This window comes from Demequina maris (assembly GCF_000971155.1).
Lineage (GTDB): Bacteria > Actinomycetota > Actinomycetes > Actinomycetales > Demequinaceae > Demequina > Demequina maris.
The window spans coordinates 134,083-155,450 of record NZ_BBLX01000001.1 but is presented as its reverse complement, the minus strand read 5'-3'; the positions used below and the strand labels follow the sequence as shown (position 1 = coordinate 155,450).

The 21,368-nt window shown below is 67.2% G+C and carries 21 protein-coding genes; all 21 read right to left on the bottom strand.

The genetic code is table 11. The features are described 5' to 3' along the window. Positions 1-92: 92 nt before the first annotated feature. The 21 genes from nusB to alaS all read right to left on the bottom strand — a co-directional run bounded on the left by nusB (position 93) and on the right by alaS (position 21,365). Positions 93-515 (bottom strand): transcription antitermination factor NusB, encoded by a 423-nt coding sequence (nusB, locus tag AOM02_RS00745; protein ID WP_062295589.1) that lies wholly within the window; start codon positions 513-515, stop codon positions 93-95. Further along, on the bottom strand, positions 515-1,078 hold the full coding sequence (gene efp / locus AOM02_RS00740; protein WP_062295587.1) for an elongation factor P: 564 nt from the start codon (positions 1,076-1,078) through the stop codon (positions 515-517). The genes nusB and efp overlap by 1 nt, the downstream gene beginning before the upstream one ends. Positions 1,079-1,123: 45 nt before the next feature. After that, positions 1,124-1,564 (bottom strand): type II 3-dehydroquinate dehydratase, encoded by a 441-nt coding sequence (gene aroQ, locus AOM02_RS00735; RefSeq protein ID WP_062295584.1) that lies wholly within the window; start codon positions 1,562-1,564, stop codon positions 1,124-1,126. A 66-nt stretch (positions 1,565-1,630) separates the two neighbouring features. Continuing rightward, a complete protein-coding gene (gene aroB, locus AOM02_RS00730) occupies positions 1,631-2,722 on the bottom strand; it encodes a 3-dehydroquinate synthase (RefSeq protein ID WP_062295582.1) in 1,092 nt (363 codons plus the stop codon). Then, entirely contained in the window at positions 2,719-3,243 is a 525-nt protein-coding gene (locus tag AOM02_RS00725; protein WP_062295579.1) for a shikimate kinase, read from the bottom strand. The genes aroB and AOM02_RS00725 overlap by 4 nt, the downstream gene beginning before the upstream one ends. Beyond that, a complete protein-coding gene (gene aroC / locus AOM02_RS00720; protein WP_062296201.1) occupies positions 3,243-4,427 on the bottom strand; it encodes a chorismate synthase in 1,185 nt (394 codons plus the stop codon). The genes AOM02_RS00725 and aroC overlap by 1 nt, the downstream gene beginning before the upstream one ends. A 128-nt stretch (positions 4,428-4,555) precedes the next feature. Continuing rightward, a complete protein-coding gene (locus AOM02_RS00715) occupies positions 4,556-5,377 on the bottom strand; it encodes a hypothetical protein (RefSeq protein ID WP_169746576.1) in 822 nt (273 codons plus the stop codon). 25 nt (positions 5,378-5,402) lie between these two features. After that, on the bottom strand, positions 5,403-6,167 hold the full coding sequence (locus AOM02_RS00710) for a hypothetical protein (RefSeq protein ID WP_062295575.1): 765 nt from the start codon (positions 6,165-6,167) through the stop codon (positions 5,403-5,405). Then, a complete protein-coding gene (gene pilM, locus AOM02_RS00705; protein ID WP_062295573.1) occupies positions 6,164-7,222 on the bottom strand; it encodes a type IV pilus assembly protein PilM in 1,059 nt (352 codons plus the stop codon). Before pilM ends, AOM02_RS00710 begins: the two co-directional genes overlap by 4 nt. A gap of 58 nt (positions 7,223-7,280) precedes the next feature. Then, a complete protein-coding gene (locus tag AOM02_RS00700; RefSeq protein ID WP_082104791.1) occupies positions 7,281-8,072 on the bottom strand; it encodes a prepilin peptidase in 792 nt (263 codons plus the stop codon). Between the two features lies 1 nt (position 8,073). Continuing rightward, entirely contained in the window at positions 8,074-9,891 is a 1,818-nt protein-coding gene (locus AOM02_RS00695; RefSeq protein WP_156156016.1) for a hypothetical protein, read from the bottom strand. Between the two features lie 29 nt (positions 9,892-9,920). Continuing rightward, positions 9,921-10,535 carry a PilW family protein gene (locus AOM02_RS00690; RefSeq protein ID WP_082104790.1) on the bottom strand — a complete coding sequence of 205 codons (615 nt, stop codon included), beginning with the start codon at positions 10,533-10,535 and terminating at the stop codon, positions 9,921-9,923. Further along, entirely contained in the window at positions 10,532-10,975 is a 444-nt protein-coding gene (locus AOM02_RS00685) for a PilV family protein (protein ID WP_062295565.1), read from the bottom strand. The genes AOM02_RS00690 and AOM02_RS00685 overlap by 4 nt, the downstream gene beginning before the upstream one ends. A 78-nt stretch (positions 10,976-11,053) precedes the next feature. After that, positions 11,054-11,473 (bottom strand): prepilin-type N-terminal cleavage/methylation domain-containing protein, encoded by a 420-nt coding sequence (locus AOM02_RS14720; RefSeq protein ID WP_062295563.1) that lies wholly within the window; start codon positions 11,471-11,473, stop codon positions 11,054-11,056. Positions 11,474-11,568: 95 nt separating this feature from the next. Further along, complete coding sequence (locus tag AOM02_RS00675) at positions 11,569-12,804, bottom strand: type II secretion system F family protein (protein ID WP_062295561.1); 1,236 nt, start codon at positions 12,802-12,804, stop codon at positions 11,569-11,571. Positions 12,805-12,822: 18 nt separating this feature from the next. Then, positions 12,823-14,445 (bottom strand): type IV pilus twitching motility protein PilT, encoded by a 1,623-nt coding sequence (locus AOM02_RS00670; protein WP_228373741.1) that lies wholly within the window; start codon positions 14,443-14,445, stop codon positions 12,823-12,825. Positions 14,446-14,531: 86 nt separating this feature from the next. Then, positions 14,532-16,193, bottom strand: coding sequence for a GspE/PulE family protein (locus AOM02_RS00665; RefSeq protein WP_062295559.1), 1,662 nt, complete (start codon positions 16,191-16,193; stop codon positions 14,532-14,534). A gap of 72 nt (positions 16,194-16,265) precedes the next feature. Then, positions 16,266-17,111: a shikimate dehydrogenase gene (locus AOM02_RS00660; protein WP_062295557.1), complete on the bottom strand. Its 846-nt coding sequence runs from the start codon at positions 17,109-17,111 to the stop codon at positions 16,266-16,268. Between the two features lies 1 nt (position 17,112). Then, positions 17,113-18,240 (bottom strand): endolytic transglycosylase MltG, encoded by a 1,128-nt coding sequence (mltG, locus tag AOM02_RS00655; protein ID WP_062295555.1) that lies wholly within the window; start codon positions 18,238-18,240, stop codon positions 17,113-17,115. Beyond that, the gene (gene ruvX / locus AOM02_RS00650) at positions 18,233-18,700 is read right to left on the bottom strand and encodes a Holliday junction resolvase RuvX (RefSeq protein WP_062295553.1); all 468 of its coding nucleotides are present in this window, start codon (positions 18,698-18,700) and stop codon (positions 18,233-18,235) included. The genes mltG and ruvX overlap by 8 nt, the downstream gene beginning before the upstream one ends. After that, positions 18,693-21,365 carry an alanine--tRNA ligase gene (gene alaS, locus AOM02_RS00645; protein ID WP_062295551.1) on the bottom strand — a complete coding sequence of 891 codons (2,673 nt, stop codon included), beginning with the start codon at positions 21,363-21,365 and terminating at the stop codon, positions 18,693-18,695. Before alaS ends, ruvX begins: the two co-directional genes overlap by 8 nt. Between the last annotated feature and the right edge of the window lie 3 nt (positions 21,366-21,368).

Here is a 21,368-nt window from a genome sequence, read left to right as displayed (position 1 = left end):
AACCGGATAATCCGGACAGTTGTCCACAGGCTGCCGCCAGGGCAAAGAAGAAGGGCCCGCACCAAGGTGCGAGCCCTACCCCGACAGCCGAACTAGTCCGCGTGCCGCAGCGCCGGCGCCTCGCGCGCGATCGTCCCGAGGATCCCGTTCACGAAGCCCGGCGAGTCATCCGTCGACAAGTCGGCGGCGAGGGACACGGCCTCGTCGATCGCGACCGCGGTCTCGACCTCGTCGTTGCAAAGGATCTCCCACGCGCCGATGCGCAGCAGCGCACGGTCGACGGCGGGCATCCGCGAGAGCTGCCACTCGGGCGAGGCGGACTGGATGATCGAGTTCAGCTCCGGCCACCACGCCACGACGCCGCGCACGATCTCGATCGAGTACGTCGGCAGCGGCGTCTCACGCCCCGAGTCGAGGACGCGACGGTCCAGCGCGGCCAGCACGTTCTCGCCGCGCTGATCCGCCTCGAAGAGGACGTCGAGGGCGCGCTTGCGCGCCTTGGTACGGGCGGCCACTAGTCGTTGACGCGGGACTGGTACTCGCCGGTCGAGGTGTTGACCTTGACCTTGGTGCCGGCCTCGAGGAACAGGGGGACCTGGATCTCCTTGCCGGTCTGAAGCGTGGCGGGCTTGGTGCCGCCCGACGAGCGGTCGCCCTGGAGGCCCGGCTCGGTGTACGTGACCTCGAGGACCACGGAACCCGGGAGCTCGAGGAAGATCGGGTTGCCGTTGTGCGAGCCGATGACCGCGGACTCGTTCTCGAGCAGGTAGTCGGTCGCGTCGCCCATGACCGCCTCGGAGACGGGGATCTGGTCGAACGTCGAGGGGTCCATGAACACGTACGAGGTGCCGTCGAAGTACAGGTACTGCATGTCGCGGCGGTCGACGGTCTCGAACTCGACCTTGGCGCCCGCGTTGAAGGTCTTGTCGACGACCTTGCCGGTGAGCACGTTCTTCAGCTTGGTGCGGACGAAGGCGCCGCCCTTGCCGGGCTTCACGTGCTGGAACTCGATGACGGACCAGAGGTTGCCGTCGAGGTTGAGCACGGAGCCGTTCTTGATGTCGTTCGAAGTCGCCACAGGGGTGTCCTTACAGAAGTAACTGGGATTAGTCCGCAGACGATTCTAGCCGACGCGCCGCGCGACGGCCTCGAGAGCGAGCCGGTAGCCCTCGACGCCGAAGCCCGCGATGGTGCCGGTCGCGACGCCGGAGATCACACTCGTGTGGCGGAACGTCTCGCGCGCGTGCGGGTTGGTGAGGTGCACCTCGACCAGAGAGAGGTTCGCCGCGGACACGAGCGCGCACGCGTCGCGCAGGGCGTACGAGTAGTGCGTGAAGGCCGCCGGGTTGAGGACCACATGCCAGCCGGCGTCGACGGACTCGTGCATCCAGTGGACCAGGTCGGCCTCGTCGTCGGACTGCCGCACCTCGACCTCGAGCTGCAGGTCCGCGCCCCACTGGGTGACGAGCACGGCGAGCTCGTCGTGGGTGGTGGTGCCGTACTTCTCGGGCTCGCGGGTGCCGAGCCTGCGCAGGTTGGGACCGTTGACGACCAGGACGTTCATGGTTTCAGCGTATCGGGGGACGATGCGCTCGCTCGGTTTGGGCGCGCGGCGGGACGATGCGCCGGTTCAGTCGGCGATCGCCGAGTAGGCACCCTGCACAAGCGCCGGGTCCGGCCCCTCGAGACGGATCGGGTTGCCGATCCCGGCGAGGATGACGAAGCGCAACAGATCGCCGCGGGTCTTCTTGTCCCGCTTCATCGCGGTGAACAGCGCGTCCCATCGGTGACCCGGGTAGGACGTCGGCAGGCCCAGACCCGACAGGATCGCGCGATGGCGCTCGACCTCGGCCTCGGACAGGCGGCCGGCGAGGTGCGCGAGCTCGGCGGCAAAGACCATGCCGACCGACACCGCGGCGCCGTGACGCCACTGGTAGCGCTCGGTGTACTCGATCGCGTGGCCGAACGTGTGGCCGTAGTTGAGGATCTCGCGGAGGAAGGACTCCTTGAGGTCCGCGGCGACCACGTCGGCCTTGACCTGGATCGCGCGGGCGATGAGCTCGACGAGGACGGGGCGAACGGCATCGAGGTCGGCGTCGCGGAGGCCGTCGAGGTTCGCCTCGACGATCGCCAGGATCTCCTGGTCGCGGATGAACCCGCACTTCACGACCTCGGCCAGGCCCGGCACCAGCTCGTTCCGCGGCAGCGTGTCGAGGGCACGCACGTCGCAGAACACGGCGAGCGGCTCGTGGAACGCGCCGACGAGGTTCTTGCCCTCGGACGTGTTGATGCCCGTCTTGCCGCCCACCGCCGCGTCGACCATCGCAAGCAGCGTCGTCGGCACCTGGATGACGCCGACGCCGCGCAACCAGGTGGCGGCCACGAAGCCAGCGAGGTCGGTCACCGCTCCCCCGCCGAAACCGATCACCACGTCCGATCGGGTGAAGTCGGACTTGCCCAGTACCTGCCAGCAGAAGGCGAGGACCTCCGCGGTCTTGCCCTCCTCGGCGTCGGGCACCTCCGCGATGACGACGGTGAGTCCGCGGGCGTCGAGCAGCGCCTTGAGGTTGCCGACGTGGCGGCGCAGCGGCGCGGCGGTGACGACGAGCACGCGCGTCGCGGCCTCCGGGACCGCGGCCACCACCTCCGGCAGCAGGTTCTCCCCGACCGTCACGTCGTAGGGCGCGGCGGTGGCGACGGTGATGGTCCGGTGGGCGGTCATGCACGCTCCTTGAGGGCGGCGTCGATCTGCGCCGCGACGTCGGTCGGGCTGGTCTTGTCGGTGAGCACCTGGACGGTCGCGAGGCGCTCGTAGATGGGCCGGCGGGCGTCCATCAGCGCGACCCATTGTGCGCGCGGGTTTCCCACGAGCAGCGGGCGCGAGGCGTTGAGACCGACGCGCGGCGCGGCGGCCGCGAGGGAGACGTCGAGGAAGACGACCGCTCCCCCCTCGCGCGCGTAGCCCTCGAGGAGCGCCTGGGTCTCGGGCGCGAGGACCGCGCCGCCACCCAAGGCGAGTACGCCGTCGTGGGTGCGCAGCGCATCGTCCACCGCCTCCCGCTCGATCTCCCGGAAGCGTGCCTCGCCGTCCTCGACGAAGATGTCGGGGATGGGCTTGCCGGCCCGCCTCTCGATGTCGGTGTCGGTGTCGCGGCGCGGCACGTCCCACAAGCGTGCGAGTGCCTTCGCGACCGTGCTCTTGCCCGATCCGGGCGGGCCGATGAGGACCGCGCGGGGTGCCATCAGCGCAGGTGCTCCGGGATCTGCGCGACGTAGGCGTCGATGTTGCGGCGTACCTCGGCGACGGAGTCGCCGCCGAACTTCTCCAGCAGCGAGTCCGCGAGAGTGAGCGCCACCATCGCCTGAGCGACGACGGCGGCCGGCGCGACGGCGCACACGTCGGAGCGCTGGTGGATCGCCTTGGCGGCCTCGCCGGTCGACGTGTCGATCGTGTCGAGCGCGCGCGGGACGGTGCTGATGGGCTTCATCGCGGCGCGGACGCGGAGCGGCTCGCCGTTGGTCATGCCGCCCTCGACGCCGCCGGCGCGGTTGGTACGGCGCTGGACTCCGTTCTCGCCGTACTCGATCTCGTCGTGTGCCTGCGAGCCGCGGCGGGCGGCGGTGCGGAAGCCGTCGCCGACCTCGACGCCCTTGATGGCCTGGATGCCCATGAGCGCGGCCGCGAGACGCGCGTCGAGCCGGCGGTCCCAGTGCACGTGGCTGCCGAGGCCGACGGGCACACCGTAGGCGACGACCTCGACGACGCCGCCGAGGGTGTCACCCGCCTTCTGGCAGTCGTCGATCTCGGCGAGCATGGCGCGCGACGTCTCGGCGTGGAAGCAGCGGATGGGGTCGGCGTCGAGCGCGGGGGTAGCGTCCGCGGGCGGGAGCGGCGCATCGTCCGGCGTGGCGACGGGGCCCACCTGGACGGTGTGCGCGACGAGGCGGATGCCGGCGGCCTGCTCGAGGAAGTTCTCGGCGACCTGGCCGAGCGCGACGCGCGCGGCGGTCTCGCGCGCGGAGGCGCGCTCGAGGACGGGGCGGGCGTCGTCGAAGCCGTACTTGGTCATGCCGACGAGGTCGGCGTGGCCGGGGCGCGGGCGCGTGAGCGCGGCGGCGCGGGCACCCGTGAGCTCCTCGGCTTCGACCGGGTCCGCGGACATCACGGTCTCCCACTTGGGCCACTCGGTGTTGCCGACCATGACGGCGACGGGTCCGCCCTGGGAGACGCCGTGGCGGACGCCTCCGAGGATGGTGACCTGGTCCTTCTCGAAGGACATGCGCGCGCCGCGGCCGGCGCCGAGGCGGCGGCGGGCAAGCGCGTCCTGGACCTCGCTGCTGGTGATGTTGACGCCGGCCGGAAGGCCCTCCAGCGTGCCGACCAGCGCGGGGCCGTGCGATTCTCCTGCGGTGAGCCATCGAAGCATGGTCGTCATTCTTCCACGAGTGGACCGCCGGTCCGGATGGTGAGACGGGACGTTGCGCGGGCTCGGTAGACGCGAAGGAGGGCCGCCCCGGTTGGGACGGCCCTCCTGATTCGGCTCGTGGCTGTGTGTCAGCTGGCCGAGGCCGCGAAGGCCCCGTCCTTCGGCGTCGCCTTCTTGAGCGAGGACTGGTCCTGGATGCTCAGATCGGCATTGTGCACGTAGAGCGCACCGATGATGGTGACCGTCAGGTCGTCGTCGCTCGGCTCGGCACCGTCAAGCGTGTCCGTCGGGCCACCGACCGTCTCGGTCACGTCGTACACCTGGAAGATCTGCTCCTTGACGTCCATGAACTTCGACAGGAACGCGTCCACCTCGGATGCCGTGCCAGCGATATCGAGGGTGACATCGACCATGCGGATATCTCCCGCGACGGGACCTGGCTCCGTGTTCGGGGTGATGACAGGCGTCCATGCACCGGGAGCGGTCGTGGCGGCGTCGGTACCTTCGGTGTCCGTCGTGGTTGTCTCAGCCGAGGCCTGATCGGCTGTGCCGGCGACCGGACCGGTACCGAAGAGGCTCGCGACCTGGTTGGACACGAGGATTCCCGGTTCGGTCTCCCACCCGTCGACCGCCTGGCCGGTGCCGAGCGCGTAGGAGATCACGTCGACGTTCGCACCGTCGGCGATCTTCCACAGTCGCGTGCGGAACGCGTCCATGTCGAGCCGGGAAGGAGCGTTGAGTGCGATCGCGTCCGCCGTGCTGTCATCCTCCTCGAGAAGAGACTGATACTCGTCGAGCTTGGCGGAACTCGCCTGGATAAGCACGGTGTTGTCACGGATGCTCGTGGCCTGCGCAGAGGCCTCGCTCGCGGCGTTCAACTGCGGCTTGATGGCGAGGAACCATCCGAGCACCGCTACCAGAACGACGCCGAGCACAGAGATGGCGATCACGGGTGCGTAGCGTGAGCTCAACATGTCAACCCTCCTCGGTCGCGGTCGGCTCGGGCGACGGGCTCGCCGAGGCCTCCGCATCAGGCTCGACGATCGGCGCGAGCACGCCCGCGACATCGGAGATCCCCTCGGTGGGGATGAGCCGGTTGGTCAGCAGCAGGTCGGTCAGCACCGCAGTGCCCTCGATCTGCCAGTAGTTGCCCGCGCCGTCCGACCCGATGCTCTCGGTAGCGCCCCGCACGTTCGCCAGACCGGGAACGTTCTCGAGCCGACGGAGCAAAGCCGTCGCCGTCTCCAGGGTGGTGGCACGAGCGGTGAACTCGACGGTACCGATCCCGGTGCCGTACACGTCGCCGTCGCCGCCGGCCTCCACGATGCCCTGGGCGTTGGGCCCGACCACGTGGATGACCTCGAAGGATGTGTCGTCATTGGCGGTCTGCTGAATCGAGGCAGCGAGGTCGGCCTGGTCGATCTCGCCGTACCCGATCTGCGCGAGCGTGAACTCTTCCTGTTCGCGCGCGAGGACGTCGTAATACACCTGCGTCTTGGCATCGCGTTCGACCAGGGCGGTCGCCTCGTCTTGCGCCGCGGTGTCACGGTCTGCCTCGACCGCGATCTTGGCCACGAGCGCGGCGCCGAATGCTACAGCCACGAGCGCTGCCGCCACGATCACTGCCATCACCGCCGCCGTGATGACGGCGCGCATCTTCTTGCGCTCGGCGATCTCGACGGGGATGAGGTTGACGCCCGCGAGCGGCGGCGCGCCGTACTTCTGAGCAGTGGCGTTCACTTGGTGCTCCTCATCGCCAGGCCGACGACGGTGGCGAGCTCGTGCTCGCGACCCTGGATCGACGCGGTGTTGACCTTCTTGCCGAGCCTCAGCCCAGCGAGCGGCTCACCGATCACCGCAGGAAGCCTTGTTGCGCTCGCAAGGGCCTGTCCGAGCCCGCGCGTGTAGGCGGCACCGCCCGTGAGCACGAGCCTCTCGACCGCGCCACCGGGATTGGAACTTGCGAAGTACACGAGCGTGTTGCGGACCGATTCGATCAGTGGCGAGAGCGCGTGCGACGCGGCCTCCGCGAGTCCGCGTCTGTCCTGGCCCACGCTGAGGTCCAGGCCAACTTCGCGCTTGAGCGACTCCGCGTCGACACTCGCACCCTTGAGAGCGAGCGAGATCGCCTTGGTGGCGTCCTGCCCGCCCTGCGACAGGGTTCGCACCAGCCGCGTCACACCGCCCTGCGAGATCACCACGGTCGTCGTCGCGGCGCCGACGTCGACGAAGGCGACCTTCGCGTCCATGTATACGCCACGCGACCCGCTCCGCCAGAGGCCGAGCGCCGAGTGGTCGACAGCACCGACTTGAAGGCCCGCCCGGTCGAAGACAGCGATGGTGTCACGAACAAGCTCGCGCGGAGCGGCGACGAGCAGACCCCTCAGCGTCTCTCCGCCCTGAGCCTCGATCTCAGCCGTCGGGTAGAAGTCAAGGATGGCCTCATCGGCAGCCATGGGAAGCTGATCCTGGACGTGGAAGGCGAGCGACTGACGCAGCTTGTCCATCGGCTGGGCAGGGATATCAACCTCGCGTACCACGATGCTCGGGTGTCCGAGCCCCACTGTCACGTGCTTGGTCGAGGGCTTCGCGTGGACGAAGGCTTCGTGAATGGTCGACGCCAGCGCTTGCGGCTCCTGCACCACGCCATCACGGATGACGCCGGCCGGGACCACCGCCTCGGCGAAGGCATGCAGAGTCGCACCCTCCCGAGGATCCTGTCCGCTGCCGAGCTCGACCTCAGCAATCCGCACCGTCGACGTGCCGACGTCGACCGCTACTGTCCTGGCGCCCATGAGGGAACCTCCTTCACCATCTTCTGAAACATCGGCACGACCCTCTCCCCTCTCAAGGTCAAAATCCCATCAATCCGAGATACCAATCGGCGATCACGTCGCCCATGAGGATTCCCGTGAGGGCACCAACGAACATCCATGGGCCGAAAGGGATGCCTACACCCTTGCGCTGGCGCTGCCGACTCATCGCCACGACGCCAGCGATCGCTCCCCAGAGAAATGCTGCGAACGCCCCGACGATCAGCACAGGCCAACCCAGGAAGCCGAGAGCGGCCCCGATAGTCGGCGCGAGCTTCACGTCGCCGAGTCCCATGCCCCTCGGATAGATCACGAAGGCGAGTCCGTAGATGAGGCCCAATGCAACTGCGCCCACGAGTGCCCGAAGGCTTGAGTCCCACGAACCGGTCACCACACCTGCCGTGAGAACGGTCACCGCAGTCACGATCGCGTAGGCGGACGTCAGCGCGTTCGGCAGACGATGGTGCTCCAAGTCGATCGCGCTCAGCACGATGCCGAAGTACACCAGCGCGAGACCGATGAGCGACTCGAACGTGAGCCCAGCGAGCAGCACCACGAGGAAGAAGGCGATACCCGTCGCGAGCTCGACGAGCGGATAGCGTCCGCTGATGGGTGCGCGGCACCCGGCACATCGTCCTCGGAGCCATAGCCAACTGATGACCGGAATGTTCTCGCCGGGACGAATCGCCCGGCCGCAACGCGGGCAGCGGCTCGCAGGCCGCACGACCGACTCACCCAGAGGGATCCGGTGGATCAGCACGTTTGCGAACGAGCCTAGGAGGAGTCCAAAGACTCCTGCGAGGACCGCTGCGAGCGGTGTCAGATCTTCCACGTCAGTTGAACAGGTCGTAGCGCGAGATGAGCTGCATATTCGCCGGCTTGGTCAGCGCGGGGGTCTTGTCGGCATTCGAGGGGATACCGATGGTGGACATCTGCATGTCGAAAGAATTGTGGAGATCAACGGTGCCCGAATAGATCTGACCGGTCCACGGATCCGAGTTGGTGTCCCATCCGGTGTCCTGCTGGAACTCACACGGCGTGTACGCGAACATGTCGACGCCCTTGACCTTGAACTTCTGAAAGTAGAGGTCCTGAGTGACGCCCGTGCTGGTGGTACGGGTGGCTGTGCTGGTGCACACCGGCGTCGTCTGGCTCGCCTCGGTCGTGGGACCCCAGGTAATGTTCGGCGAGTCCGCGGGGACCATCCACACCAGCTCCGGACGGGTGCCCGTGACAGTCGTGGCGATGTCGACCTGGTTGTCGACGTGGAAGCCCGAGGTCGACACGAGCCCGAGGTTGCCCTTGACGCTGAGATTCGAGTGCTGTGCGAAATACACGGGCTTGGTGCAGCCCTTGAAGATGACGAGGGCCTTGCCCTGGTCGCCGTAGTCCGCGCTGTTGATCGCGTTCAGTGCAGCGGGGCTGTCGCATGCGGTGGTCTCCGTCACCTTGTACCCGTCCGCCTGCCAAAGCGCGATGTCGTCGGCGTTCATGGTGAGGTACGGGAACTGCTCGCGCGGAGGTGCGACAACCTCGGTGGGGTAACCGAGCGCTGCAGGAAGGCCCGCGATCGACGGCCGCGATGCGGTGCCGATGACCTTGCTGCCCGCGGTGAGCTTCGCGCCGATGATCGGTGCGGTCGCGGTTCCGGTGACCTTGTTCTTGTTGTCGTTGGTGGTCGCGATCTCAGTATTCGAGGCAGCGTTGCCCGAGATGAGCGCACCGTTGTTCATCGTCAGTTTGAGCGCAGCGTGTGCGTTCTTGGTCACTACGGTCTTCGAATACATGTCGATCTTGTTCGCAAGCGAGACGACGTTGCCGCCGACCTCTGCATCGAGCTTGATCGAACCGTTCGAGATGATCGAGCCGAGCACCTCAGCGTTGGTGTTCTGGATGTTGATGGCGGGATCCGCCGTCGACGCAGAGTACACGTCGCCGTCGACTACGGTGCCAGAGTCGAACATGACGGTGCCAGACGCCCAAACCGATAGCTTGATGTCGCAGTCGTTCTTGAAGTACACGTCGCCGTGTGCCGCGTAGATGCTGCCCTCGATGGCGTCCTGCGTCTCGCAGTTGAAGCCACCGTTGGTGTAGATGAACGCGTCCTTCGCGCCTGACGTGCTCTCCTGGATGGTCGTATTCGACGTCACCGTGGTCGTTGCTTCGGAGAAGATCGCCTTGTCGAGGGGCACCTCTTCGGGCGTTGCATAGAGAACTGCCTCGACGGTACGGGAGACGATCTCGTTGGCCACCGGCACATTGGTGGAGGTCGCGGTGGACTGAACCGTCAGGGTCCGAGTGATCTGCGAGCTCGTCGGGCACGTTGTCGTGGTCGTCCCGGTACCGCTCACCACCTCGTACTTGGTGGTGACGACAACGGTGTCGTTGTTGATCACGTAGTTCATCGGGCCGCACACCGTCGAGAGGTCCGCGTAAGTCTTGCCGTCCAGCAGGCCCATGATCATGTCGATGCCCGAGTCCGCAGAGGCGAGCACGCGCATATCAGCCCGACTCTTCGCGCTGAATCCGGTGTTAAACACGGTCACGATTACGAGAGTGGTGATGATGATCGCACCGACCGACATGATCATGAGGGTCATGACGAGTGCCATGCCGAAATCGTCCGACGCGACCGCGAGCCGCTTCCTCATCTGTCGAATACTCATCGCAGCAGGCTCCCTCACTTGCACGACAGGGTCAGGTCAGCTTGCTTGCGCAAGGCGACGCTCTTCACGAAGTCGATCGGGGCTCGACCTTCAAATGCCTCTGCGCGCAACTGAATTGTCACGGCCTTGCCTGCCCCGTACTTGTCTTCTAGACCGAACACCGCTGCACCGTCGATGCTTGCCATATCCGTGCGCACCAACGGCCACGTGTCAGTCGCCGCTCGAATCGCGGCGGTAGACGTCGCCGAGATTGCCGGAGCGGTATCGATGTTGTCGGTGCGCGTTGTTCGTCGGAGCTCACCCGTTGTCTCGTCGTAGTAATAGCCGACGCACTGCGCCACATTCGAACCGCTCGACGACGCCTTGCGCGTCAGGATCACGACGAGATCTCCGTCACCGCTGACATCTGCCCAGTCCGCGCTTCGGAGGTCGTACTCGAGTTCTCGGAACACGGTTTGAATTTGGTTGTTTGCCTCAGCCGTTGCGCGCGCGTAGCGCTCGTGGTTAATCACATTGATGAATAGCGAACCGGCAATGATCATGGCCACAACCAGGACGACCATGTAGATAATCAACTCCACGAGCGTAAAACCGGACTCGCGATCGGGTACTGCCATTGCCGCGCTCATGGCTGGAACTTCACAAGAATATCGGTGGTCGTGGTCACCACGGGGTTGCTCGCGCCTGGCGCGGCCGAATCAGCTTCGACCGTCAAACGCAACACCTGGACAGGGTCGCGATCCCCTGATGTCGCTGCTCGCACGCACGTGGAGGCGAGTGAACCGGAGATGGTAATGTCGACGCCTCTTCCGTCGGTCACCGTGGTAACAGGCAGCGCCGCGCCCTCGAGCACGTCGCAGTCGCCTGCGACCGACGCCGCGCGCACGTCCTCGATCCGCTGTTGCACGGCCTCCGCCGCGGTGGAGCCCGTCGCGTTGCTAGACGTCACTTGCAGTGCCGCAATGACGGCAGAAATCATGGCAACCATCACGATGAACAGGACGAGCATGGCAATCATGACCTCCGTGAGGCCGAAGCCGGCTTCGTCCTTCCTGATGATCGTCATCATCCCTCCCCCAAGACAAGATTCGCAGGGTGATGCTGCCTGGAAAGCGCTCGCGCGCTTTCCAGGCAGCACGAGCCCAAGTTACGGAACGATCGTTCCGGTGCAGTCGGCAGACTGGTACAGGTTGCCGCTCTCGTCGGACGAGATGGCGCCACCGAGGGTGCCGTTCGGGTAGGACGCCGAGATGCAGAAGTCGCCAACGTTCGGCGAGTTGTAGGCCGCAACAGCCATGGTGTTGTTCGGGCTACCCGAGAAACCGATGGTCGTCGCCGTCGGCGCGGTCGTGGCGTTCGGGTTGTCAACCGCCCAGGCAGCGGTCATGGTGCGGAACGACGCAAGGTCGGCCTTAGCAGCGGAATCCTTCGCCTTCGCCTGCTGGTTGAGGTAGATCGGGATGGCGATGGCGGCGAGGATGCCGATGATGATGATCACGACGAGGAGCTCGACGAGGGTGAAGCCCTGGTCCTTCTCCTCCATGGACTTGCGGATGCGAGCGAGCATGATGCTCCCTCCCTTTCATTGTCTTCTCTATGGGTTGATGCGAACTGAACCCTCAGATCCAGTTCATCCACCGCACGGCGTACCGCACGGAAGTCTCATTGAATGAGGTCGAATACCTTGAATAGCGGCAAGTACAAAGCGATGACCATGCCACCGATCATGGCCCCAAGAAACGCGATCATGAGCGGTTCGATGAGGCTTGTCAGCTGCTCGGTCGTGGATTCGACTTCCTGGTCATAGAAGTCCGCAACTTTGTCGAGCATCTCGTCGAGAGCGCCAGTGTCCTCACCGACCGCTATCATCTGCGTCACCATCGGGGGGAATACCTTGTGATTTGCGAGTGGACCCGCCAGTGACTCGCCCCGTCGTACGGAGTCCTGCACATCCTTGGTTGCCCGCTCAATCACGATGTTCCCGGAAGCCTGGCCAACGATGTCCAGCGCTTGCAGAATCGGAACACCCGAGCGCACCATCGCGCCGAAATTACGCGTGAACCGCGCCACAGCGATCTTCTGAATAAGCGATCCAAAGACCGGGAGCTTGAGATAGACGGGTTCCACCTTGTCTCTAATCTCATGGCGGTTCTTGTTGCGCTTCCACCACATGGTGAACAACACGAGTGCAATCACGAACGGGATCGCGCCGACCTTGACGAGACCCGAGAGCATTACGAGGAACTGGGTCGGAGCCGGAAGTTCGCCGCCAAGACCTTCGAACACGCCCGCAAAGACCGGCACAATGAAGATCAGCATCGCTGCTGTTGCGAGAATCGCGATGAAGAACACCACCACGGGGTACGTCATCGCCGACTTGATCTTGCCGCGCAGCGCGACTTCCTTCTCGAAGTTCTCGGCGATAGACACGAGAACCTGGTCGAGGAATCCACCAATCTCACCCGCCTTGACCATGTTGATCATGAGCGGGGGGAAGACCTGCGGATGGCGTGACAGCGCGACGGAGAATGCCTTGCCGGTCTCGACGTCGGTGCGCACGTCCGAGAGCACCTTCTGAAGCGCCTTGTTTTCGGTCTGCTCCGTGAGGATCGTCATCGCGCGAATCAGAGAGAGCCCCGCACCGATCATGGTCGCGAGCTGGCGCGACATGATGGCGATGTCCTTGAGACCGATCTTGTCCCCGAGTCCCGGGATGTTGATCTCGGCCTGCAGACCCTTGCCTCCAGCCTCCTCCACGGAAAGCACAGTGAAGCCGCGCTCACGAAGTCGCGCCGCCACGGCCTGCGAGGTCGGCGCCTCCATCGTGTCCTTGCGGACCTTGCCAGCGGCGTCGCGTGCTTCGTAGTCGAACTTCTTAACCGCGGTCGCAGTTGCCATGACTCCCCCTCGCCCCCGCTACCGGCCGTGCCGTCCGCAGAGGCGGTTGAACTCCTCGTACGACTGCGCCATCTCGACGGCGACGTCGTAGTCGACCTTCCCGGACTTCACCAGCTCCGCGAGGTGGGAGTCCATCGTCTGCATGCCCTGCGACGCGCCACCCTGCATCGAGGTGAAGATCTGGTGCGTCTTGCCCTCGCGGATGAGGTTGCGGATACCGGGCGTCGCGACCATGACCTCGACGGCGACGGCACGGCCCGGGCCGTCCGCGCGCTTGAGAAGCGTCTGACAGAGCACGCCCTGGATCGCGGCCGCGAGCTGCGTGCGCACCTGGCCCTGCTGCTCCGGCGGGAACACGTCGATGATGCGGTCCATCGTCTGCGGCGCGGACTGCGTGTGCAGCGTCGCGAACACGAGGTGGCCGGTCTCCGCGGCGGTCAGCGCCACGGAGATGGTCTCGAGGTCGCGCATCTCACCGATGAGGATGATGTCCGGGTCCTGGCGCAGCACGTGCTTGAGCGCCTTGCCGAACGACCGGGTGTCCGCGCCGACCTCGCGCTGGTTCACGATCGACCGCTTGTGACGGTGGAGGAACTCGATCGGGTCCTCGACCGTCATAATGTGGGCGCTGCGCGAGCGGTTCGCCAGGTCGACGAGCGACGCGAGCGTGGTCGACTTGCCGGACCCGGTGGGGCCGGTGACGAGGACCAGACCACGGGGCAGCTGCGCGAAGTCGGCGACGACCTCGGGGATGCCGAGCGCCTCGAGCGGCTTGATCTCGTAGGGGATCACACGGAACGCGGCACCGAGCGAGTCGCGCTGGCGGTACAGGTTTACGCGGAAGCGAGCCTCGCCCACCACCGAGTACGAGAAGTCGAGCTCGAGCTCCTCCTCGAACTTCTCGCGCTGTGCCTGCGTGAGGATCCCGTAGAGCGAACGGTGGAGGCTCTCGGGTGTCAGCCGGCCGAAGCCCTCGAGCGGCGTCAGGCCGCCGTCGAGGCGCACCATCGGCGGGACGCCGGTGGTGAGGTGAAGGTCCGAGGCCTTGACCTGGATCATCTGCCGCAGCGCGGCGTTGATGTCGAGGTCGCCCTCCTGGCGCTCGTTGTTCGCACCGATGCGCGAACGGCCCGGCGTGGTGACGGCCGTGGCCTTGGGCTGGGCGGGAGCCGGCTTCTCGGGCTGCTCTTCCTTGACCGGCTCGTCGGCAGGCATGAACGCCCGCTGCGACGAGGGCAACTGCTCCTGTGCGGCCGCCGCGAAGGCGGCAGCGGCGTCCGCGCCGGCCGGGGCGCCCACAGGGGCCGGAGCGGGAACACGTGGCGTGGTGGGCGGCGGCGTCTGCTGCATCGCCTGGGCCGAGTGCGGTCGCTGCTCCTCGAGGAACGGCGCGCGGCGCAGCGCCTGGCCGGTCGGCGCGCTGTGCAGCGCCGGGCCGGTGGGAAGCGTGGGGTGCTGGGGCGCGGGCTGCTGCGAAAGCGCCGGAGCGGCGGGCTGCGAGGCCGGCGCGGCAGGTGCGGCGGAGGGAGGAACGGGCGCGCTCGAACTCGGCTGCGGCGCCGCGGCCGGCTGTGCGGCGGGCGGCTGTGCGGCGGGCGGCGGCGTGGGCCGCCAGGGCTCGCCAGGCGTGAACTCGTTCACTTTTCCTCCCTCAACTGGAAGCAAAAACTACGCTTCCTTCGCATAGAGATATCGGCATTTACGTGGCGTGTCTGTAGAGATGTGACTTATTTCACGACTCGGAGCAATTCCTCCAAGGAAGTCGTGCCGTCCATGACCTTCGCCCACCCGTCCTGGATCAGCGTCTCCATGCCGGCGTCGACCGCGGCGTTGGCGATCTCCGCGGAAGAGGCGCGAGCGACGGTGAGCCGCTCGATCTCCTCGTTGATCGGCATGATCTCGTGGAGCGCGACGCGGCCTCGGTAACCCGTGTTCGAGCAGCGCGCGCACCCCTCGGGCCGCATGATCGGCGGGATCGCCTTGTTCGGGTCCCACTTGATCGCCGGCGGCAGGTCGTACGGGTCGACCTGATGCTCGACCGCGCAGTGCTCGCAGAGACGTCGCGCGAGGCGCTGGGCGACGACGCAGTCGATCGCGGACCCGACGAGGAACGGCTCGATGTCCATCTCGATGAGACGCGTCATCGCCGACGGCGCATCGTTGGTGTGCAACGTCGAGAGCACGAGGTGACCGGTGAGCGCCGCCTCGATCGCGATCTGAGCCGTCTCGCCGTCACGGACCTCGCCGACGAGGACCACGTCCGGGTCGGCGCGGAGGATGGAGCGCAGAGCAGCTGCGAACGTCAGACCCGCCTTGGGGTTGACCTGCACCTGGTTGATGCCCGGGATGCGGTACTCGACGGGGTCCTCGACAGTGATGACGTTGACCTCGGGGCGCGAGATCTGGTTGAGCGTCGCATAGAGGGTCGTCGACTTTCCGGAGCCGGTCGGTCCGGTGACGAGGATCATCCCGTAGGGCTTGCTGTACGCCTCCGCGTAGATCGACTCGTTGCGCTCACGGATGCCCAGGTCCTCGAGCGCGAGCCTCGCGGTCGAGTTGTCGAGGATACGCATGACGACCTTCTCGCCCCACACCGTCGGAAGGGTCGCGACGCGCAGATCGATCTTTCGTCCCTGGTGGTTGACCGAAAGGCGGCCGTCCTGAGGCTTGCGGCGCTCGGCGATGTCGATGTCCGACATGATCTTCAGGCGCGAGATCACGCCACCGGTGATCGCCTTGGGCGCGCGCTGCATCTCGTGCAGCACACCGTCGATGCGGTACCGGACGCGCAGGTCGTGCTCGGCGGGTTCGATGTGGATGTCAGACGCGCGGTCCTGGACGGCCTGGGTGATGAGCAGGTTCACGAAGCGCACGATGGGCGCGTCGTCGTCCGCGACGGAGCCGATGTCCTCCTCATCGATCGAGGCCTCGGTCTCGATCGACTCCTGGAGGTCCTCCATCTCCGCGTCGGAGCGGCAGTAGCGGTCGATCGCGGTGGCGACGTCGTCGTGCGCGGCGACCACCGGGACGACCCGCATGCGGGTGATCGTGCTGATGTCGTCCACCGCGACCACGTTGCCGGGGTTGGACATCGCGACCTTGACGAGGCCGTCCTCCACCGAGATCGGCAGCGCCATGTGGCGGCGGCACACGGCACCCGGGACGAGCGCGACAGCGGCGCGATCCACCGGGTACTCGGCGAGCTCCACGAACTCCATGCCGACCTGTGAGGCGAGCGCGCGAACCAGCTGGCCCTCGGAGATGAAGCCGAGCTCGACGAGCGTGCGGCCGAGCGACTGCCCGCGCGCCTGCTGCTCGTCGATGCCCTCAGCGAGCATCTCCTCGGTGAGCGCACCATCCTCGAGCAGGATGGTCCCCAGCTGCTTCATCTGCCGCCCCCTCATGCGCTCGATGAACGATCGTGAACCTACCATCGGCAGGGAGGGGTGAAGGCTGAAGTGTTACCTATTCAACATTTCTCGTAGAACGGCATCCATTGCATTAATCGGCGCCGACTTTCCCGTCATGAGTCGTACCTGCTCAGCGGCCTGATGGAGCAGCATCCGCTCCCCGCCGATCGCAATTCCACCAAAACCGGCAAATCGGATACTTAGCGGAGTGATAAGCGGTTCATAAACGACATCGAGCAGCGCCGCACCCTCCCGAATTCCGGAAAGGGACGATGCGATCTCCGCCCCCGCCGAGGCCGGCACGGTGGACACGACGACGTCCGCAAGAGGCATCGCGGCGGGGATCTCGTCGAGCCCGATGAAGCGCGGCGTCACGCCCATCTTGGTCGCGGCGCGCAGCAGACCGCCGGCCCGCCCGCGGGACCGCACGGCCACGAAGGGCGCGGTCACCCCGAGGGCCCCGAGCGCGGCCATCGCGGAGGTCGCCGTCGCTCCCCCGCCGATGATCAGACCGGACGATGCGGTGGACACCCCGGCCTCGCGGAACGCGGCCTGGACGCCCCACACGTCGGTGTTGGCGCCCACCAGCTGGCGCGAGCCGCCGATGTCCTGCACCAGCACGGTGTTGACCGCGCCCACGAGCTTCGCCATCGACTCGACGAAGTCCATCAGCGGGACGGCCTCCACCTTGAGAGGCATGGTCAGCGACAGCCCGGCCCACGCATCGTCCATCCCCGAGAGGAAGGACGCGAGCCCGCCGGACTCGACGTCGTACGCGTCGTACTCCCAGTCGAGCCCCAGCTCGCGGTACGCGGCCCGGTGCAGCACCGGGGACAGCGAATGCGCGATCGGGTGCCCGAGCACGCCCGCGCGCCGCGGGCCGGGAGCCGCCCCCACGTCAGGAGTCGTCGGACTGGTTCGCGGCGACCCAGTCCTGCAGCTGCTGGACGTTCGCGAGGTGGTCCGTGTACTCCGACGCGTAGAGCGTCTCGCCCGTGTCGAGGTTGACCGTCACGAAGAACAGGTAGTTCGTGTCGGCGGGCTTGACCGCGGCCTTGATCGACGCCTCGCCCGGTCCGGCGATCGGGCCCGGCGGGAGGCCGGTGTACATGTACGTGTTGTACTGCGAGTCGGTGTTGCGCTCCTCGTCGGAGGTCCACACCCCCTCGGACTGGGTGAGGTACTTGACCGTCGAGTCGAGCTCGAGCTTCATGTCGATGTCGAGGCGGTTGTAGATGACCGACGCGATCTGCGCGCGGTCCTCGTCCAGCTTCGCCTCGCGCTCGACGAGCGACGCGACCGTGAGGATCTTCTCGCGGTCCTCGATGGCGACGTCGTACTTGTCGAGCACCTTGACGGTCTGCTGGATCATCTTCGACATCACCTCCTGCGGGGTGACGCCGGGGTTGAACTCGTACGTCGACGGGAACAGCCAGCCCTCGAGGTTGCCCTCGGCCTCCTCGGGAAGCCCCAGCGCCTCGGTGTCCTCGGCCGCCGCGGCGACCTCCTCCTTGGTGGTGCCGGTGAGGTTCGCGATCGACTGGAAGTAGTAGTCGAGCGTCTTGCCCTCGGGGATGGTGATCGACCGCACGTCGCGGTTCGAGGGGTCGAGCAGCGCGGCGAGCGCGTACTCGGCCTTCATCTCCTTGTGCATGAAGTAGTAGCCGGGCGTGATCGACGCCGAGTCGGGGTTGTCGTTCGCGGCGATGATGAACGACTGCGGCGAGGCGATGACGCCCGCGTCGTACAGGGTCGACGCGATGTCGGCGCCGGTGGCGCCGCTCTCGATGACCACCTGCACGTTGCCCTGTCCGGGGCCCTCGTAGTCGGCGACCTCGTTGGACGACGTCTCGAAGCCCTGGAGGAAGTTCCAGGTCACGGACGCGCCGAGCGCGAACACGACGAGAGCGACCGCCGTCACGACGAGCGTGAGCCGGCGGCGCGCGGCGCGGCGCTTCTGGCGCTGCAGCCTGCGCAGGTCAAGCGACGTCGTGGTGGTCGCCTCGGCCTCGAAAAGGTCAGTCATCATTCCCCTGTCGCGGAACCTCGATGGTCACAGCCTCGAGGTTACCGTTCCTGTCTACGTCCAAGGCGTTCTCGAGGATCACCACGGCCGCGGCCTGGTCGATCACCTGCCGCTGCTTCTTGGCATTGCGGCCCGCGCTGCGCATCGCCTGGGATGCGGTGGCGGTCGAGAAACGCTCGTCGATCAAACGAACCGTGCCGGAGCACAGTTCCGCGAGCCTGGCGGCGAACCCGCGCGCGTCCTCCGCGCTGGTCCCCTCCTGGCCCGACAGCTTGCGCGGCAGCCCGACGAACACGGTGATGGCACCGCGCTCCTCGGCGATCGCCGCCACGGCCTGCGCGTCCCCGTCGCCCCGCTGCACGGTGTCGACGGGGAACGCCATGAGGCCGTCGGGGTCGGACGCCGCCACGCCGATGCGGACGGTGCCGACGTCGACCCCCAGTCGCGCGCCCCTAGCCACGCGCCGCCACGGTGGCGCGCACGGCCTCGAGGGCCGCGCCGATCTGCGCCGGGTCCTGGCCGCCGCCCTGCGCGAGGTCCGGCTTGCCGCCGCCGCCACCGCCCAGGACGGACGATGCGGCCTTGACGAGGTCGCCGGCGCGCAGGCCCGCGTCGCGCGCGCCCTGGTTCGTGGCGATCACGATCTGCGGACGGCCGTTGAAGGCGCCGGCGATCGCGACCACGGCGGGCGCGGAGTCACCGAGGCGGCCGCGCACGTCCGTGACGAGCGTGCGGAGGTCGTCGCCGTCGGCGGCGTTGGTGGACTCGTGCGTGACGACACGGACGCCCGCGACGTCGACGGCCTTGCCCACGAGCTCGCCCGCGACCTGCTGCATCGCCTGCTGACGGTAGCCCGACAGCAGCTTCTCGGTCTCGGCGAGGCGCTCGAGGAGCTTCTCGACCCGGCCGCGCAGCTCGCCCGGCTGGACCTTGAGCGTGGTGGTGAGCTCGGAGACGAGCGCGCGCTCGGCGGCGAGCCTCTGGAACGCCTCGATGCCCACGGTCGCCTCGATGCGGCGCGAGCCCGAGCCGACGGACGACTCGCCCATGAGGGCGACCATCCCGACCTGGCTCGAGTGCTCGACGTGCGTGCCACCGCACAGCTCGCGCGACCACGGGCCGCCGATCTGGATGACGCGCACGGTCTCGTCGTAGGTCTCGCCGAACAGCGCGACGGCGCCCCAGTCCTTCGCCTCGGGCAGCGTCATGTACTGCGCGGACACGCCCAGGTCCGCGCGGATCGCGCGGTTGGTGACCTCCTCGATCTCCGAGCGGGTCTCCGCGGACAGCGCCGAGGGCCACGAGAAGTCGAGGCGCAGGTAGCCGGGCTTGTTGTACGAGCCGGACTGCAGCGCGTCGGGGCCGAGCACCTCACGGAGCGCGGCGTGAAGGATGTGCGTGCCGGAGTGCGCCTGACGGGCACCGATGCGCCACTCGGGGTCGACCTCGGCGGACACGGCGTCGCCCTGGGCGACCTGACCCTCGACCACGCGCGCGGTGTGCACGATGAGGCCCTTGATGGGGCGCTGCACGTCGATGACCTCGAGCGTGCCGTGCGCCGAGCGGATGGTGCCCGAGTCGGCCTCCTGGCCGCCGGACTCCGCATAGAACGGCGTCTGCGGGAGGATGACCTCGACGGTCTCGCCCTCGCTCGCCACCGGCACGGACACGCCGTCCTTGATGAGCGCGGTGATCTCGGTCGCGGTGGTGAGCTCCTCGTAGGCGCGGAACTCGGTGGCGCCCGCGTCCTCCTTGATGCCCTGGTAGACGCCCACGTCCGCGTGGCCGCCCTTCTTGGCCTTCGCATCGGCCCGGGCGCGCTCCTTCTGCTCCTTCATGAGCTCGCGGAACTTCGCCTCGTCGACCTGGACGCCCTGCTCGGCCGCCATCTCGAGCGTGATGTCGATCGGGAAGCCGTACGTGTCGTGGAGGGTGAAGGCGTCGGCGCCGGACAGCGCGGGGGTGCCGGCCTCCTTGGCCTTTCCGACGGCGACGTCGAAGATCGTGGTGCCCTGCGCGAGGGTGCGGCGGAACGCGTCCTCCTCGGTGTAGGCGACGGCCTCGATCTTGACTCGGTTGGCCTCGAGCTCGGGGTACGACGCCTTCATCGCGTCGAGCGAGACCGGCAGCAGCTTGGGCATGGTGCGCTCGTCGACGCCCAGCAGCTTCATCGCGCGCACCGAGCGGCGGATGAGGCGGCGCAGCACGTAGCCGCGGCCCTCGTTGCCGGGGGTGACGCCGTCGCCGATGAGCATGAGCGAGCTGCGGACGTGGTCCGCGATGACGCGCATGCGGACGTCGTCGGTCGTGTCGGCGCCGTAAGTGCGGCCCGAGAGCTCCTGCGCCTTGGCGATGACCGGGAAGACCTCGTCGATCTCGTACATGTTGGCGACGCCCTGCTTGAGGTACGCCAGGCGCTCGAGGCCGGCGCCGGTGTCGATCGCCTTCTGGTCGAGCTCGCGGATGAGCGGGTAGTCCTTGCCGGCGCCCTCGCCGCGCAGGAACTGGTCGAACACGAGGTTCCACACCTCGAGGTAGCGGTCGCCGCCGGGGTCGACGGTGCCGCCCACCGCCTCGGGGCCGAACTCGGGACCGCGGTCGTAGTGCCACTCGGCGCACGGGCCGGCGGGACCGGGCTGGCCGGTGTCCCAGAAGTTCTCCTCGCGCGTCAGCTTGACGATGCGCGACGGGTCGACGCCGACGTTCTTGAGGTGGCTGAACGCGGCCTCGTCCTCGTTCCAGATGGTCACCCAGAAGCGCTCCGGGTCGAAGCCGAGGTTGCCCTCCGACTCGGGGCCCGTGAGGAACTGGAAGGCGAGGTCGATCGCGCCTTCCTTGAAGTAGTCGCCGAACGAGAAGTTGCCCAGCATCTGGAAGAACGTGCCGTGGCGGGTGGTCTTGCCGACCTCCTCGATGTCCTTGGTGCGGATGCACTTCTGGACCGAGGCGATGCGCGGGTGCGGCGAGGTGTCCGTCCCGATGATGTACGGGATGAACGGCACCATGCCGGCGACCGTGAACAGCAGCGACGGATCGGGCGAGACGAGCGAGGCGCTCGGCTGGATGTGGTGGTCGTTCTTCGCGAAGTAGTCGACCCACCGCGTGGCGATCTCAGAGGTCTGCATGCT

Bases quoted from the DNA above. Each gene is read 5' to 3' on its own strand.
- aroQ (WP_062295584.1), bottom strand. From the start codon at position 1,564: ATGAACGTCCTGGTCGTCAACGGTCCCAACCTGCGCAGGCTCGGCACC.
- aroB (WP_062295582.1), bottom strand. From the start codon at position 2,722: ATGACCGCCCACCGGACCATCACCGTCGCCACCGCCGCGCCCTACGAC.
- AOM02_RS00725 (WP_062295579.1), bottom strand. From the start codon at position 3,243: ATGGCACCCCGCGCGGTCCTCATCGGCCCGCCCGGATCGGGCAAGAGC.
- aroC (WP_062296201.1), bottom strand. From the start codon at position 4,427: ATGCTTCGATGGCTCACCGCAGGAGAATCGCACGGCCCCGCGCTGGTC.
- pilM (WP_062295573.1), bottom strand. From the start codon at position 7,222: ATGGGCGCCAGGACAGTAGCGGTCGACGTCGGCACGTCGACGGTGCGG.
- AOM02_RS00695 (WP_156156016.1), bottom strand. From the start codon at position 9,891: ATGAGGAAGCGGCTCGCGGTCGCGTCGGACGATTTCGGCATGGCACTC.
- AOM02_RS00690 (WP_082104790.1), bottom strand. From the start codon at position 10,535: ATGAGCGCGGCAATGGCAGTACCCGATCGCGAGTCCGGTTTTACGCTC.
- AOM02_RS00685 (WP_062295565.1), bottom strand. From the start codon at position 10,975: ATGATGACGATCATCAGGAAGGACGAAGCCGGCTTCGGCCTCACGGAG.
- AOM02_RS14720 (WP_062295563.1), bottom strand. From the start codon at position 11,473: ATGCTCGCTCGCATCCGCAAGTCCATGGAGGAGAAGGACCAGGGCTTC.
- AOM02_RS00675 (WP_062295561.1), bottom strand. From the start codon at position 12,804: ATGGCAACTGCGACCGCGGTTAAGAAGTTCGACTACGAAGCACGCGAC.
- AOM02_RS00665 (WP_062295559.1), bottom strand. From the start codon at position 16,193: ATGAAGCAGCTGGGGACCATCCTGCTCGAGGATGGTGCGCTCACCGAG.
- mltG (WP_062295555.1), bottom strand. From the start codon at position 18,240: ATGACTGACCTTTTCGAGGCCGAGGCGACCACCACGACGTCGCTTGAC.
- alaS (WP_062295551.1), bottom strand. From the start codon at position 21,365: ATGCAGACCTCTGAGATCGCCACGCGGTGGGTCGACTACTTCGCGAAG.